Genomic DNA, 15,209 nt, shown 5'->3' on the forward strand with positions numbered 1-15,209 from the left:
CCTCAGCTCGGCCTGCGCGAGCGGTCCGGGTGCGTGCCCTCGGGGTTCTTGAGCGGCAGGCGCACCTCGCACCGGGTGCCCTTGCCGACCTCGCTGGTCAGATGGATGTGTCCGCCGTGGCGCAGCACAATCCGCCGGCAGAGCGCCAGCCCCAGCCCGGTGCCCTCTCCGGCCGGGCGCGTGGAGAAGAACGGCTGGAAGAGCCGCTCCATGTCCTCGGGCTTGATGCCCACGCCTGTGTCCGTGACGGTCACCACGGCCAGGTCTCCCTGCCGCTCGGTGGACACCTTCACCGTCCCGCCGTCGCGCACGGCCAGCAGCGCGTTGTCCAGCAGGTTCACCCACACCTGGTTGAGCGCGCCCGGATCTCCCATCACCGGCGAGTCGCAGCGGTAGTCGCGCTCCACCGTCACCGCCGTGGGCACCCGCCACCCCAGCACGGCGATCGTGGAGTCCAGCGACGCATCCAGGTGCACCGGCACCGGCTTCTCCGTGGTGCGCACGAAGGCCAGCAGCGACTCGGCGAGGTAGCGGATGCGCTTGCTGCACTCGTCGATGACCTCGATCATCGCACGCGAGGTGGGCAGGTCCGGCGTCTCGCCGAGCATGCTGTCCTTCAGGGGCAGCAGCGCGTTCATCAGCCCGTTGAGCGGGTTGCGCACCTCGTGGGCGAAGCCGGAGGTGAGCAGGCCCGTGGTCGCCAGCCGCTCGTTCGACGCGGCGCGCACCGCCGCCTCGCGCAGCCGCAGCTGCGCCTCGATGCGGGCCAGCAGCTCGCGCGGAGAGAAGGGCTTGCCCAGGTAATCGTTCGCGCCGCTGCCCAGGCCCTCCACCTTCTCGGAGACCTCCTGCCGGGCGGTGAGGAGGATGACCGGAATGTCCATGGTCTCCGGCCGGGCGCGCAGCTGGGCCAGCATCTGCAGGCCCGACATCACCGGCATCATCACGTCCGAGACGATCAGCTCCGGCCGCTCCTGGGTGGCGCGCAGGCAGCCCTCCTCGCCGTTGACGGCCTCCAGCACCTGGTACTCATCGCTCAGCATGCTGGTGATGAACCCGCGAATCTCCGCGTCGTCCTCCACCACCAGGATCCGCGGCGCATGGGCCGGAACCTTCTCCTCCGTCGTGGCCACCACCACCTGCTGCCCCTCCGCGCCCTGCGAGCCGACGCGGACCGCGGGCAGCCCGGTGGAGTTCGAGCGGCGCTCGCGCCGGACCTGCACGTCGGCCACGCGCCGCTCGCGCAGCTCCTCGCGGATGTGAGCCGTGCCCTTGGGGAGCTGGACGTGGAAGCACGAGCCCTTGCCCACCTCGCTGGTGACGCTGATCTGTCCCGCGTGCAGATCCACCGTCTCCTTCACCAGCGCCAGCCCGATGCCCGTGCCGCCGAAGCGCCGCGTGCCGGTGGAGTCCGCCTGGGCGAAGCGATCGAAGATGACGGGGATGTCCTGCGGGGCAATCCCGGGGCCGGTGTCCACCACCTCCACGTGAATGGAGGACTCGTCCTCGGTGAGGCGCACGGTGACGGCGCCCTCCTGGGTGAACTTCAGCGCGTTGGAGATCAGGTTCTGGAAGACGATCTCGATGCGCTCCACGTCCGCGTGGATGGCGGTGGCCTTGCTGCCCTCCAGGGCCAGGCGGATGCCCTTCTTCTCGGCCATCACCCGGAAGGGAGACAGCAGCGAGCCGATCAGCCCATACAGCTCCACCGGCTGGTAGCGCAGCTTCGTCTTCCCGGCCTCCATCTGCGCCAGATCCAGCAGGTTGTTGATCAGCTTGAGCAGGCGCTGGGCGCTGCGGTCCATCGTCGCCAGGTGCTGGCGCACGGCGCTGGGGATGGTGGCCGGATCCCGCTGCAGCAGCGCCTCGAGCGACAGGAGGATCAGCGTGAGCGGCGTGCGCAGCTCGTGGCTCACGTTGTCGAAGAACTCGCTCTTGAGCCGGGTCAGCTCCGTCTGCACGTTGAGCGCCTGCTCCAGCTTGCCGTTGGTCTCGGTCAGCTCCCGGGTGCGCTCGGCGACGCGATCCTCGAGGGCCACGTTGCTCTGGTAGATCTCGTCATAGCGGCGCTCGAGATCGCGCAGCGACTGGAGCAGGCCCTCGTTCTGCGCGGCGAGGTACTCGTCCTTGCGGCGCACCTCCTGGCGCGCGTCCAGCCACGCCCCGAACGAGGCCACGCCCAGGCCAATGGCGGGGACGATCACCGGCAGCGGCCCCACGCCCAGCAGCCCCATGGCGGTGCCCACCGCCACGCCCGCCAGCAGCCCCGCGCCCATGCGCCAGCCGCGCACCGGCTCGTGCCACGTCAGCTCGTAGCGGCAGCAGTCCGCGCCTCGCACCTGGCACTGCAGCTCCATCACCTGCGCGGGCGGCAGATCCCAGATGGTGGGCACGGAGGCGAACTGCGCCATGCGCCCCTCGCACAGGTTGCGGCTGTGCTCCGCCACCTTGCTCCGGTACGCGAGCACCATGTGGTTGCTCGACAGGTTCTCGATGGTGAAGCTGCCCACGCGGTTGAGCGTGGGGAACAGCTCCACCGTCTTCACGTACACGGCCCGCGCGGTGCCGAAGGTGCGCACCGCGTGGAACAGGAAGCCAATGGCCTCGGGCGTCGCCGCGAGCCGGCCCGCCTTGCGCGTGAAGTCCGGATCGCCGGACTCGGCGACGAGCGCGCCCACCAGCTTCTCGAGGAACTCGAAGGAGATGAAGTTCGTCAGCGTGGTGACGTAGTCCAGCGACAGCCCCAGCCCATGCTTCTGCCACAGCTGCCGCAGCCGCTCCTCGCCGTACTCCTTCCGGAAATAGAGCAGCAGCACGGACACCGCGCGCACGCTCAGCTCTGGAGCGTCATCCGGAGTCCGTTCTTGAGGTTGTGGAGTGATGGCGGGCACTACCTCCGTCAACGCTTCTGTCCTTCCGTAATCAGGAGGACAGCGTACTTCAACGCGTCGGGATCGGACAGCAGAGCGAGGTATTGCTCACAGAAGCCCTGATAGCCCGAAGTCCCCCCAAAAACCGGAGAAACCACCGGCTCCAGCGTCGCGAAGCGCTGACGCCAGTCGGTGATCAGCCGAGCATCCGCCGCGCCCGCCACCACCCATAGAGGTGCGAGCTGCACCCGCACCTGCTCCAACCCGGCCCGGCGGTACAGGTGGAACATCTTCCGGCCGATATGGAGATCCAGCCCCACGGCCGCCAGGGCGGCGACGAACTTCCGGCACCCTTCCTCCAGCTCCGGAGAAACCGGCCAGTTCTGGAGCCCCAGCGCATCCACGTCGGCGACGACCACGCGCCCGCCGGGGCGCGTCACGCGGATCAGCTCGGCCAGGGCGCCTTCCGGCTGGGCCAGGTACTCGATGACGAACTGACACCACACGTAGTCAAAGGTGTCGCTGGCCAGCTCCATCTTCCGGATGTCGCCTTGAACGAAGGAGCACTGGGGCAGCGGCGCACAGTGGGCACGGGCCTCTTCGAGCCGCTGCTGGTTGATGTCGACCCCCAGCACGCTCCCACCGCGGCCGACCAGGTCGGCCATGATGGAGGTGATGACGCCCGGGCCGCAGCCCGCATCCAGGGCCTTCATGCCGGCGCTCAGCCCGGTGGAGCTCAGGTGCCCATGCACGGGCAGCGCCCTGGCCTGCTCAGAGAGCCGGCGGGCTTCCTCCTCGGACTCCATGAGGTAGCGACTGCCAGTCACTCGGCGTGGCCCTCTCTCTGCTCCAGCGAGCGGGCGGTACGGCTCTGCAGGCGCTCGAAGACGGCGGCCATCAACATGTGCCAGGTCCGGGCGGTGCTGCGGTGGAAGGTCCACTCCGCCACGCGGCAATGCCAGCGGAACCCGAGCGACACCAGCCCCTCCACCTCCTCATCCTGGACGAGCGCCACCGCCGACTGCTTGCCCTGGCGCCGGTAGAACTCCACGCACCGGGCCGTGAGCGCATCGCGCGCCGCGGGCACGTGCGGGTGCAGCGGATCCGGGACGATGAAGGAGAAGGCCGTCGTCATCTCCGGCCAGCTGAGGCCCAGAGTGGCGTCCTCCGCCAGCGCCATGGCCAGCGGCCCCTTGTCTCCATCCACCACGAAGAGGGCACGCCCGCGCCGCAGTCCGCAGGTGGCATAGCGCTCGCCCAGCGGGCCCATGCGCGCCTCCTGGGCCAGGAGATCATCCGCCAGCAGCCGGACCACCTCTCCCTTCTGGCGCAGGTGATTCTCCAGCCACTGGAGATCCGCGTCGGTGGCGGGCCGCACCTGGGGCAGATCCTTGCGCGCGCGCAGCGGCTGGGTGAACGCCAGGCGCGCGTAGTTCATCGTCCGCAGATCGGTGAGCCCCTCCATGTACATGGAGCGAGCGATCCACCCGAAGACGCGATCCGGCCACTTGTTCTGGATGCGCCAGAAGATGCGCAGGTAGTGGATGTCCTCGTGCGCCTCCGCGTAGTCCACGCAGAGGGCGGACAAGTCCCGGGAGATGCTCTCGCCGCGGCGCACCGTGGGCAGCACCATCAGGTGCTGGAACATCCACGTGCGAGAGTGCGTCCGCACCCCGGAGACGTGGCCGAGGATGTCCGAGCCGTCGCAGTAGAGGAACGTCCGGGCCAGCCCCTCGTCCGCGGACGCCATCTTGTGGTGCGCGTCCTCGAGCACGTTCAGGTGGGGCCCTTCCTCGAAGGGATAGTCCGGGTGGAACAGGTGCACCGTCTGCGCCACCTCCCAGATCCGCCGGAAGGGCTCGGTGCGCCCATCCCGCACCTGAGGGCAGCGGGCCTGCACGAAGGCGTTGATGACGGCCTGACGCGCCTCGGGCTCGACGTTGAGCAGCCGGACGCCGCAGCGGAAGGGCCGGGCCATGCCACCGGCCGTCTGATCAAGCAGCGCGGCGTTGTCGCGCACCTCCGCGCTGCACCGCGCCCGGGTGCCATCCGGCAGCACCAGCGTGAAGTCCTGGATCACGAGCCCCGCGGGCAGCACCTCGCGGGCGGCGTCGTAGATGAAGGACACCCCCATCGCCTGCAGGTCCATCACCGGGTGCTCGATCACGTCTCCGGTGAGCGGCGAGCTGAACGACACGCCGAAGGGCTGGTTCTCCACGGCCCGGAAGCGCGTGCTGCTGCTCCGGTGGTACATGGAGAGGCTGCGCGGCAGCGACAGGACGAAGCCGTCCGCCTCGGTGCGCACCACGGCGGCCCAGCCCCGGTAGCTCTTGCCACTCAGGTCGAAGACCACCTCCACCACGTCTCCCACCGCCACGAGCCAGTGCTTGGGGTTCTCGCACCGCAGCACCGGGTGGTACGCCTCCGGGTTCTCGATGAGCGAGGCGGCCAGGCCCTCGCGGCGCCGCACGCCCTGCACCAGCGAGCACTGCAGCACCGGCTGCCGGCGCAGCGCGCGCCGCAGCACCGCGAGCACGCGCACCATGTCATCGATGGACGCCAGCTCCACGTTGCCGATGCTGGCGCCGGGCCGCTCGATCTGGATGCCCACGCGGAAGAAGGCCTCTGCCCGCGAGCGCTCCAGCCCGATGTGACGCACGAAGCCGCCGCCGGCCCGCAGCACCACCTGGCCGGCGCGATCCACTCGGAAGTCGAACAGACGGGTGCCTGGCGGCAGCCGCTCGATGGGCGCCTCCAGCGGGAGCCTCAGCAGGAAGCCCTCATTGCCCACGTTCAAACATTGGGCGCGCAGCAGCTGGCCGTCCACGCTGAAGGAGGCCTCCAGCCCCACCGTGGGCACGCGCCGCGAGGAGCGCTGACGCAGCAGCTCACTCAAGCTGCGCGTCATCTCCTCCACGGAGACGGTGGGATCCACGGTGTGGAACTCGTGGCCCTCGGCCGCCACGTCCACCAGCTCGCGCATGATCTCCGTCTGGGACTTGGGACACAGGAACACTCGCAGCGCCCGCGGCGCCAGCCGATCCAGATCCCGGATGAACCGCCGCGCCTCCAGGGCGTCGGCCAGCACCACGTCCGGCACCCGCTCCGCCAGAGTACGCGCTGCGTCATCCCGCGAGGAGACCGCGATGATCTGCCGAGGCGACAGCGCCGCCACGAGGCCCGCGCGCAGCACCGGGTCCGGATGGACGATCAACACCGACTGCTCTTGCGCGAACATCAGCACCTCCTGCAGCGCGCGCCTTCGGTGCTCAGCCAGGCCTGCCTCATCACAGCCTCTCCATGCGCGCCAGGGAGCGCCCCAGCCGCAGCCAGCGGCGCGAGCCAGGGAGCAAAGTCAGCGAACCCAAAAACTAGCCGCTTTCCGCTATGAAAAAAAGGTGCCCCCATGGGTTCCGACATGGATCCCAATGAACGGAGCCGCGCGTTTCGCCCGAGAAGACACGTCTTCCTGTTACAACCGGATGTGTTGGTCCCTCATGAAGACCACCGCTTGCCGCGATTGGCCACGCCGCGGCGGTCCGATTAAATAAACCCCTGTGAGGAGAGCCGATGGGCGCCGATACCGACTACGAGGCCAGGATCCAGGAGCTGAAGCGATCACTCAACGCGGTCATCCTGGCCCACTATTACCAGGAGAGTGAAATCCAGGACGTCGCGGACTTCGTCGGAGACAGCCTGGCGCTGGCGCAGGCGGCGGCGAAGACGAAGGCGGACGTCATTGTGTTCTGTGGCGTCCACTTCATGGCGGAGACGGCGAAGATCCTCAACCCGGCAAAGCAGGTGCTGCTACCGGATCTGAAGGCGGGGTGTTCGCTGTCGGATCGGTGCCCGCCGGCGGCCTTCAAGGCCTTCAAGGAGAAGCACCCGGACGCCTTCGTGGTGAGCTACGTGAACAGCTCCGCGGCGGTGAAGGCGATGAGCGACGTCATCTGCACCTCCTCCAACGCGGTGAAGATCGTCAACCACGTGCCCAAGGATCGGCAGATCCTCTTCGCGCCGGATCAGCACCTGGGCCGGCATGTGATGAAGGAGACGGGCCGGGACATGGTGCTGTGGCCGGGCAGCTGCATCGTCCACGAGATCTTCAGCGAGAAGAAGCTGGTGCAGTTGAAAGTCCAGCACCCGGACGCGGAGGTGGTCGCCCATCCGGAGTGCGAGCAGGCGGTGCTGCGGCACGCCGACTTCATCGGCTCCACCAAGGGCATCCTGGACTACGTGGTGGCCAGCCCGAAGCAGAAGTTCATCGTGGTGACGGAGGCCGGGATCATCCACCAGATGCAGCTCAAGGCGCCGGGCAAGACGTACATCCCCGCCCCGCCGGACAACGGGTGCGCGTGCAACGAGTGCCCGTACATGCGGCTCAACACCCTGGAGAAGCTCTACCGCTGCATGAAGGACCGGACGCCGGAGCTCATTCTGCCCGCGGAGCTTCAGGCCGCCGCGCGTGCCCCGCTGCAGCGCATGCTGGAGTGGTCCTGACGCGGGGCGTCGACGCTCGCTCGACTGTCATCCAGCGCAGTAAACCCGAACTCGCAGCTTGCGCCGCAATGGCCAGGGGTGAGATGGAGCACGCGTGGGCTTTCGATTCCTAGCTGTCCCCGGTCACCGCCTCGTCGATCACCCTCGCGCGCTCCCGGGTGAAGATCGCCTCGAGCCGGACCTTCCTCCCATCCCCGAGGCCGTGGAGAAAGCGCTCGCGAGCGCCGAGTTCCGCGATGTGCGCGCTCGTGATCGGCTCCGTTCCCTGCTCCAGGGCGACAAGCCGCCGAAGCTGGGCACGCCCGGTGCGGGCTTTGGCCCGTCGGCCGTCTTCGCCCAGCCTCCGGCGGATCTGCCGGCGCTGCTGCGCATGGCGGATGAGCTGGAGACGCTGGCCAAGCGCGAGGCGGGTGAGCGCGCGCTGGTGTGGAAGTGCGCGGAGTGTGGCGCCCGCTACGCCGTGCCCGTGGCCCTGGTGAGGCCGGTGTCCATCCGCTGCGAGCGGTGTGGCGCCCCGGTGGAGCTCAGCGCCCCGCACAGCCTGGGCGAAGAGGCGCTGATCGATCCGTTCCTCGGCGCGGTGAACCAGTGCCGCCGCGAGCTGGCCGTGTTCTTCCGCGAGGCCATGGCGCGCGGCTGGCCCGTGCTGGTGTCCGAGGGGCAGCGGCCCTCGATGTCCGGCAGAGAGCCGGCCCGCGAGTAGCAGCCGTCAGATGAAGACGCCGGCGGACGCGTCGTAGCGCGCGTCCTGGATCTGCACCGCCGGGGCCTGCTGGTTGCTCAGCGCGTCCATCACCTCGTGCCGGCCGTGCTTGCACTTGGCGCACTCGCACTGGCCCTTCTTGCAGGTGCAGTCGGCCTTGCTGCCGCACTGGCACTTGGCCGTGAGCAGCTCGTCCACTTCCTTGAGCGGGCTCTGCGCCGCACGCGCCTGGGACTCGCCGTCCTTCTTCGCCGCGGGAGCGGGCACCTGAGGGGTGGCCGCATGCTCATGGCCTTCACAGGCATGCCCCACGCTCGGTGCCAGCAGCATGCCGCCCGCCATGCACAGGGCAGCCACCGTCATACCGATGCGCTTCATCTGCTCCTCCTTCAGGCACAGCCTGCAACAGCCCGCGACAGCATGAACCCACGAGTCTCGGCGCCTATACCGCAGCACTTCGCCTCTGCCAAGAATGTTATCACACTTCTGCCCACCTGACACAGAAGGCGGAAGCGGAGGGCAGCCGTTGCTCGCGGCTGCGAGGGGTGGCGCGTACAGTCCACCCGCCTCGTGTCCGAACGAACCGACCGCGTTCTTTATTTTATGGCCCTGGTGCTGGGCATGGCGCCGCTGTGGGTGGGGCGCGCCCTGCCCATGGTGGATCTGCCCCAGCACCTGCACCTCATCTCCGTGCTGCACCGGTTGGAGGATCCGAGCACGCTCTACCCGGAGTTCTTCGCCGCTCGGAACACGCTCACGCCGTACCTGGGCTACTACTACCTCGTCAGCTTGCTGAACTGGCTGATGCCGCTGGAGCTGGCCAACCGGCTCTTCCTCAGCGCCTACGTGGTGGGCCTGCCCTTGTCGCTCGCCTTCCTGCTGCGCTCGCTCGGCCGGCCTGCGTGGCCCTCGCTGCTCGCGCTGCCGTTCGCTTATGGCGACAGCTTCGCGTGGGGCTTCGTCAACTACTGCGCGTCCATGCCGCTGGCCTTCCTGTGCTGCGGGCTCTTCGTGAGGGCGCTCACTGATACGCCTCGGCGGCGGCCCTGGGCCGTGGGGCTGGCCGTGTGCCTCGTCGCCGTGCTCCTGTTCCACGTGCAGGCCTTCTTCTTCCTCGGGCTGGGGCTGCCGTGGCTCCTGTTCACCACGCGCGTGCCCGAGGACCCGGGCGCGCAGGGATTCCGCGCGCGGCTGCGGCCTCGAATCCCTGCGCTCGCGGGCGTGACACCGGGCGTGGTGCTCTTCCTCGGGTGGGTGGCGCTGCGGCTCGGACAGCCCGCGGAGATCGCTCCCGGCCAGCCGTGGAAGGCGTGGGGTCCGCTCCTGTCCTCGGAGAACCTCTCCTTCAAGCCGTTCACGCAGAACCGCGACGAGTTCCTCCAGGTGCTCGCCAACCTCTTCCATGATGGCTCGGACCGGTGGCCGCTCTACGCCGTGGGAGCCGTGGCCGCGGTGGCGCTGGTGCTGGGCCTCGCGATGGGTGGCCCTCGCCCCGAGGGGCCCGTGGCCCGCTTCCGCATGCTCGGGCTTGGGGTGATCGCGCTCGTCCTCTTCTTCGCGCTGCCCTTCGACATCCGCGGCTACATCTATTACCTCAACACGCGCTACGCGCACCTGGCCGCCGCGCTCCTCATCTGCAGCGTGCCCGTGACGCGCCCCAGTCACCACCGCCCGTTGCTGTGGGCCAGCGCCGCGTGTGCCGTGCTGCTCGGCGGTGTGCTCGGCAAAGGGTTCCGCGCCTTCTCCCGCGAGGCCGCCGAGTGGGACACGCTCGTGGCCGCCACCGCGCCCAAGCCTCGGGTGATGGGCCTCATCTTCGAGACCCGCTCGTACGTGGTCCGCTTCCCCGTGTTCCTTCACAGCGCCACGGTGCTCGCCCGAGCGCGCGGGGGCGTCACCAACTTCAGCTTCGCCCTCACGCCCCACTCGCCCCTGCGCTACGTGGGCCCCCCGCCCCCCACCTTCCCCTCCGAGTGGCGGCCGCAGGACTTCGACTACGCCACCATGGGCCGCTTCTACGATCACTTCCTGGTGCGCGGCGCCTCCCCGGCGCAGCTCTTCGGCGCCCGGCTCCAGACGGAGCTGTCCGTGGTGGCGCACGCGGGGGACAGCTGGCTCGTGCGGCGCCGCTGACACACCGACTGTAGGAGAGTGAGCGGCCCCCGAGGCCCGCCCTCATGCTCCACGTCGAGTGCGGTAGAAGGAGCCTCTATGCCCAATCCCCACGAGCCCCGTCCCCTGCTCGACGCGCTCCGCTCCGGCGCGCCCCTGCCCGAGTTCGCCCCGGAGGCTGTGGAGCAGGCCCGCACCCTCGCGAAGGACGCGGCAGCCGCCACCCCCGCCGCCGTCGAGGCCCTGCCCGCTCCACTCGCCGAGGCCATCCTCGAGGGCGCCGTCCTCGCCGGCAGCACCGCGCTGCCCGAGGCCCTCTCCCAATCCAGCGTGAAGCCCCTGGCCAAGGCCGCCAAGAAGGCGCTCTACCGCCTGCGCTCCAAGGGCGTCGCCGTCGCCGAAGCCCCGCGCCCCGCTCCCGAGCCCGTGCGCGCCCCCGAGCCCGAAGCCCTGTCCTGCCTCGTCACCAGCATCACCGGCCAGGGCCGGCGCGGGCTGATCCTCGCCCGGCCCATCCGAGGCGGAGGGCTCGAAGCCGCTCAGGTGGTCTTCTCGGATGAGCTCGGCGTGCTGGAGCTCAGCCTCACGGAGACGAGCCGCGCCAACTACCGCAAGCGCATCAAGGAAGCCACCGAGCCCCTATACGCGATCGAGGTTCCCCTCAAGGAGGCCGTGGCGCTGCTCGGCGAGGCCACCGCCCTCAACCTGCGCTCCCGCACGCCCTTCCCCCAGGACATGGAGCCCGCGCTGCGCCACTACGGCGTGCAGCCGGCCACCACCGAGCCCACCGTGCCCCCGCCCGAGCCCGAGGACGTGAAGGGCGTGCTCGAGGGCCACACCCTCCACGAGACGATGGAGATCCAAGGGTGGCTGCCGCCCGAGTCCGAGCTGCGGAAGATCGTCGAGAAGGTGGACGAGATCGCCCAGAGCCCGCTGGCGCTCTCCCCGCAGCAGCGAGAGGAGCAGACGCTCCAGGCCGTGCGAACCCTGGCCCGCGCCTTCTTCACCCCGGAGCACCGCAAGCTCTACGGCCTGCGGCTGTGGCGGATGGCGGACTTCTTCGCGCGCACCGGCCGCCCCGGCCCCGCCCAGGTGGCCCGAGCCGAGGCCCGCCGCCTCTACCACGGCCCCGAGGAGCCCTTCTCCCGGTTCGCCGAGCGCCTCTACGAGAAGGCCCTCTTCCTCGCGGCGGCCCAGGCCTCGGCGGCAGGCGCTCCAGGCGCGGCGCCCACCGCCCAGCCAGCCTCGCCCTCTCTTGCTTCCACGGAGCGGCGCAGCCCGGGCGGCCTCATCCTCCCGTGAGCTGAAGCTGACACCCCGCGTCAGCTCTCGATGCGGGCGCGCAGCAGCAGATCCAGGTTCTCGTCCTCCCAGGCCTGAGCGCGCTTGTAGTCGTGGAAGCGCCGCTCGTGCTGGATGAACTCGGGCGGGTGCACGCACCGCCGCCCGTCCTCGCCCCGCCGCGTGCGGTACACGTGGTGGAGCATCTCGTGGAAGACGATCCACTCGACGAAGTAGCGCGGCACCACTGGCTGATCCAGCGCCGGGTGGATCCGGATCACCTTCGAGTCCGCCGAGTACGAGCCCATCTTGATGCTCTTGCGCGGCCCCTTCACCCGAGGCGCTGGGCCGTAGGTGATCGCCGCGCTGATCCGACGCTGGAAGTAGCGCTCGTTGAGCCGCTCGAAGATGCGTCCCAGGTCATGGTGCCGGCCCACCGGCTCCAGCCTCAGGCGCTTGCGCATCTTCGCGGGCGAGAGCCGGCGGATATACGCCTTGTTGCGCTCGATGAACTTGTCCAGCCGCATGCTGGCGTCCCCATCACCGTGGCGCACGAAGTCCGCCAGGGCCTGGATCACCTCGTCCGGCGCGGCCAGGAACATGTGGTGCAGCCGCAGCCGGAACAGCGCGCGGTGGCGCTGGAACGTGAGCATCGTGTGCGTGTTGTCGTGGATCTCGATGGCGACCTTCGCGCGCAGCCGCGTACGCAGGCGTCGCTCGAGTACGCGACGCCATACCTTGAGCAACCGGTTGGGTTCCGGATCCACCGGCTGCTGCCGCGCGATCCGCGCAGCGGGGTAACTCCGCTTGCTAACTATGGTTTTCTGCTTCTTGGAGCTGGAGCGCTTCATGGGTCAGCGCGGGATTCTAAGAGCCCGTCTGACACCCTGTAAACGGAAGGGAAGGAGCGGAAATCCTAGGAAATCCAACGACTTAGGGACACTCGAACGCACCAGGGCCCACTTGTCCGGCGCGGGGGCAGCCCGGCGCATACGCGCCTAAGTCCGCGTCATCTCAGGCTTTTTCGGCAGGGGGTGGTGTAAACCACCGGCTCCTTCTGTCCCATCTTCAGGTGCTTGATGTAGCTACCTTCCCTCCTCCGCTTGGGAGGGCACGACCACTCGACCGTGATCTTGCCCGGCGGATAGGTGAGCACCTTGTTGGGTTCGACCCGCTGGCCGTTGACCCGGATCAGCGCGGAGCCCGTCTTGAACACCACCGAGACGACGTTCTTCGGCTTGCCGGGCGTCGCGGGGGCCGGCTTCCCCGAGTCCGGTGTCGTCCCCTTTGCCGCCACCGGGCCTGGAGTGGCCCCGGGGTTGGCGCCCCCGGAAGGCTGAGGATCATTCGCCTTGGCTGTCCCGGTGTCCCCTGGTCCCGCGGCCCCACCCGTGGAGTTGTCCGGCGGCGTCGCCGTGCCGGCACCCGAGGGCTCGGTCTTCGAGGGGTCGGTCGCAGCGGGGTTCTGGCCGCCGGCCGCGGCCACGGTGGTGGCGCCAGTGGCCGGCGTGGGCGTCCCGGGCGCGGCTTCAGGCTTGGAGGGCGAGGCCTCGCCCGTGGGAGTCTGGCCTTTCGGAGCCCCCATGGGGACCGCCGGCTGAGGCCCTCCGGAATCCCCGGCGCCTGTCGAGGGCGAGCTGAAGGCCCAGTAGAGCCCCACCCCGAGCACGAGCAGCACCGCCACGGCGACACCGATCAGGATGAGCCCTCGGCCGCGAGATGAAGAGGCCAGCTCTTCCTGCTCGTAGCCGGCGGTGGACTCATCATCCTCCGCATCCGCCTGGATGCCCTCGGTCGGGTCCGCATCATCATCCAGCTCGGGCTCCGCCGAGTCGGCCTCCGGCTCCGGGGCTTCTACCGGCAGGGCCTTTCTCTGCCGGGAGGTCCGCTGGTTCAGCGTCGGCTGCGAGATCGAGTCGGGATCCTCCGCCAGGCGTCGCCGATTCCCCGTCGTGGAGGCGGTCACCGCTTCGTCGGCGGCCGCGTCATCCACGAAGCGCCGGCGCTGGCCCGTGGTCTGCGGCGTCACGGAGACGGACTCGGCCCCCTCGTCCTGCTCTGCGCCCTCGCCCTCGTCTTCGTCTTCGTCCGCCCCCGCGGCGCGGCGCAGCCGCTGGTTCAACGTCGGCTGCGTGAGGGAGATGGACTGGGAGGCCTCATCGTCCTCGGTGAGCGGACGGCGCGAGGGAGGCGTCGCCGGACGGCGAGCACGAGGCTCCGTGTCCCGCGCGAGGGCAGGATTGGAGCGCCGCACGGGCGGGGTGGTCGCACCGGGAGAGGACGGCGCGCGGCCGCGGCCACGCTCCTGCACGGTGGACTCGCCGGGCTCGGGCGGCCGGAAGCCCACGGGCATGGTGCCCACGGCGGTGCGCTCCTCGGCCTCGTCCTCGAAGTCGTTCGCCTGCTCTATCTCCTCTATCTCCTCGACCTCCTCGACATGGACGGACGGCGAGGCGGGCGGCCGGGTCATCTGCGTCGGAGGTTCCGGCTCGTTGGGGTTGTAGTCCGGCGCCGCGGGCACGCCCTCGGCCGTGGGGCGCCGCATGGGCCGAGCCGCCAGCCCGGGGGACATCGCCTGCGTGGCCTCCTTGCGCCCGGCCGATGCGGCCACGGGGATGTGAAGGACGGTGCGCTCCTCCTCCTCGCCCATGAGCCGCGCGATGTACTCCGGGATGTCCGTGCTCTGCCGGATCCCCCCCGAGGTCAGCAGCGCGTCCAGGTCCGCCTGCACCTCCGAGGCCCGCTGGTAGCGCTGCGAGCGGTCCTTCACCAGGCAGCGCATGATGATGCGCGACAGCTCGGTGGGGTAGTCGTCCTTGAGCAGGTGCGGCGGGGACGGATCCTCGGAGCGGATGGCGTAGAGGATGCCCTCGGTGGTGGGCTTGGCGAACGGGCTCTTCCCGGTGGTGATCTCGTACATCATCGTGCCGAGCGCGAAGATGTCGGCGCGATGATCCAGCTTGTCCTGGGCCACCTGCTCCGGGGAGAGGTAGAGGAACTTGCCCTTGATGACGCCCGGCTTGCTGCGGTTGACGTAGGTGCCCGCCTTGGCGATGCCGAAGTCAACGATCTTCACCCGGCCGCTGTAGGCAATCATCACGTTCTGCGGGCTGATGTCTCGGTGGATCAGCTCCAGCGGCACTCCGTCCACGCCCTTGGAGAAGTGCGCGTAGTCGAGCCCCTCGGCCACCTGGGAGCAGATCGCCGCGGCGACGCCATAGGGCACGGTGGCGCCGAACTTCGACTCCTCCTGCACCACGCGGCGCAGGTCCACGCCCTCGACGAACTCCATGGCGATGAAGATCGTGTTGTCGAGCTTCCCCAGCTCGTACACCTGGACAATGTTCGGGTGATGCAGCTGCGCGGCGATGCGGGCCTCGTCCAGGAACATCTGGACGAACTCAGGCTCCTCCGAGAGGTAGGGCAGGATGCGCTTGAGGACCACCAGCTCGGGCTTGGGCGGTTCTTGCGCGAGGAAAAGCTCCGCCATGCCTCCCACCGCGAGCCGCTTGATGAGGACGTACTTGCCGAAGGGGATGGCAGTCTGGGGGGAGTTGGTGGAAATGGGCGTCCCGCCGTGGCTGGATCGAAGAGTGTGGCTCAGGCCGCATCCGACCCGAGGTTTCCAGAGCTTACCCGCAAATACGCAATTGGTGGAGCGACCAAGGAAGAAGGGGTGGAACTGGACGGAGCGGCGAGGCCCCTCCCTGGGTGGGGAGGGGCGGTGAGGCAAGGTAGCCGCT

At 69.4% G+C, this 15,209-nt stretch carries 10 protein-coding genes; 4 read left to right on the forward strand and 6 right to left on the reverse strand.

Translation table 11 applies throughout. The annotated features are described in order from the left end of the window. Positions 1-2: 2 nt before the first annotated feature. From ACJ8AT_RS16125 to ACJ8AT_RS16135, 3 genes are read right to left on the reverse strand one after another with little or no spacing between them, the layout of a single operon-like run. Entirely contained in the window at positions 3-2,903 is a 2,901-nt protein-coding gene (locus ACJ8AT_RS16125; RefSeq protein ID WP_407738623.1) for an ATP-binding protein, read from the reverse strand. Beyond that, positions 2,900-3,697 (reverse strand): methyltransferase domain-containing protein, encoded by a 798-nt coding sequence (locus ACJ8AT_RS16130; RefSeq protein WP_407738624.1) that lies wholly within the window; start codon positions 3,695-3,697, stop codon positions 2,900-2,902. The genes ACJ8AT_RS16125 and ACJ8AT_RS16130 overlap by 4 nt, the downstream gene beginning before the upstream one ends. Then, positions 3,694-6,108, reverse strand: a complete 2,415-nt coding sequence (locus ACJ8AT_RS16135; RefSeq protein ID WP_407738625.1) for a PilZ domain-containing protein — start codon at positions 6,106-6,108, stop codon at positions 3,694-3,696. The genes ACJ8AT_RS16130 and ACJ8AT_RS16135 overlap by 4 nt, the downstream gene beginning before the upstream one ends. A gap of 332 nt (positions 6,109-6,440) precedes the next feature. Here ACJ8AT_RS16135 and nadA point away from each other — a divergent pair, with 332 nt between their 5' ends. Next, a complete protein-coding gene (gene nadA, locus ACJ8AT_RS16140; RefSeq protein ID WP_407738626.1) occupies positions 6,441-7,370 on the forward strand; it encodes a quinolinate synthase NadA in 930 nt (309 codons plus the stop codon). A 94-nt stretch (positions 7,371-7,464) separates the two neighbouring features. Next, on the forward strand, positions 7,465-8,073 hold the full coding sequence (locus tag ACJ8AT_RS16145) for a hypothetical protein (RefSeq protein ID WP_407738627.1): 609 nt from the start codon (positions 7,465-7,467) through the stop codon (positions 8,071-8,073). 6 nt (positions 8,074-8,079) lie between these two features. Here ACJ8AT_RS16145 and ACJ8AT_RS16150 read toward each other — a convergent pair whose 3' ends face one another. Further along, positions 8,080-8,451: a metallothionein gene (locus ACJ8AT_RS16150; RefSeq protein WP_407738628.1), complete on the reverse strand. Its 372-nt coding sequence runs from the start codon at positions 8,449-8,451 to the stop codon at positions 8,080-8,082. 192 nt (positions 8,452-8,643) lie between these two features. Between ACJ8AT_RS16150 and ACJ8AT_RS16155 the strand changes: the two genes are divergently transcribed. After that, on the forward strand, positions 8,644-10,206 hold the full coding sequence (locus ACJ8AT_RS16155) for a hypothetical protein (RefSeq protein ID WP_407738629.1): 1,563 nt from the start codon (positions 8,644-8,646) through the stop codon (positions 10,204-10,206). Between the two features lie 78 nt (positions 10,207-10,284). Further along, a complete protein-coding gene (locus tag ACJ8AT_RS16160) occupies positions 10,285-11,487 on the forward strand; it encodes a hypothetical protein (RefSeq protein WP_407738630.1) in 1,203 nt (400 codons plus the stop codon). A gap of 20 nt (positions 11,488-11,507) precedes the next feature. Here the strand turns inward: ACJ8AT_RS16160 and ACJ8AT_RS16165 are convergent, their stop codons facing one another. Together ACJ8AT_RS16165 and ACJ8AT_RS16170 are read right to left on the reverse strand one after the other, a co-directional pair. Next, positions 11,508-12,251, reverse strand: coding sequence for a hypothetical protein (locus ACJ8AT_RS16165; RefSeq protein WP_407738660.1), 744 nt, complete (start codon positions 12,249-12,251; stop codon positions 11,508-11,510). Between the two features lie 224 nt (positions 12,252-12,475). Next, entirely contained in the window at positions 12,476-15,070 is a 2,595-nt protein-coding gene (locus tag ACJ8AT_RS16170; protein ID WP_407738661.1) for a protein kinase domain-containing protein, read from the reverse strand. Positions 15,071-15,209 lie beyond the last annotated feature (139 nt).

Origin of the sequence: Hyalangium sp., assembly GCF_045802625.1 — a bacterium.
Lineage (GTDB): Bacteria > Myxococcota > Myxococcia > Myxococcales > Myxococcaceae > Hyalangium.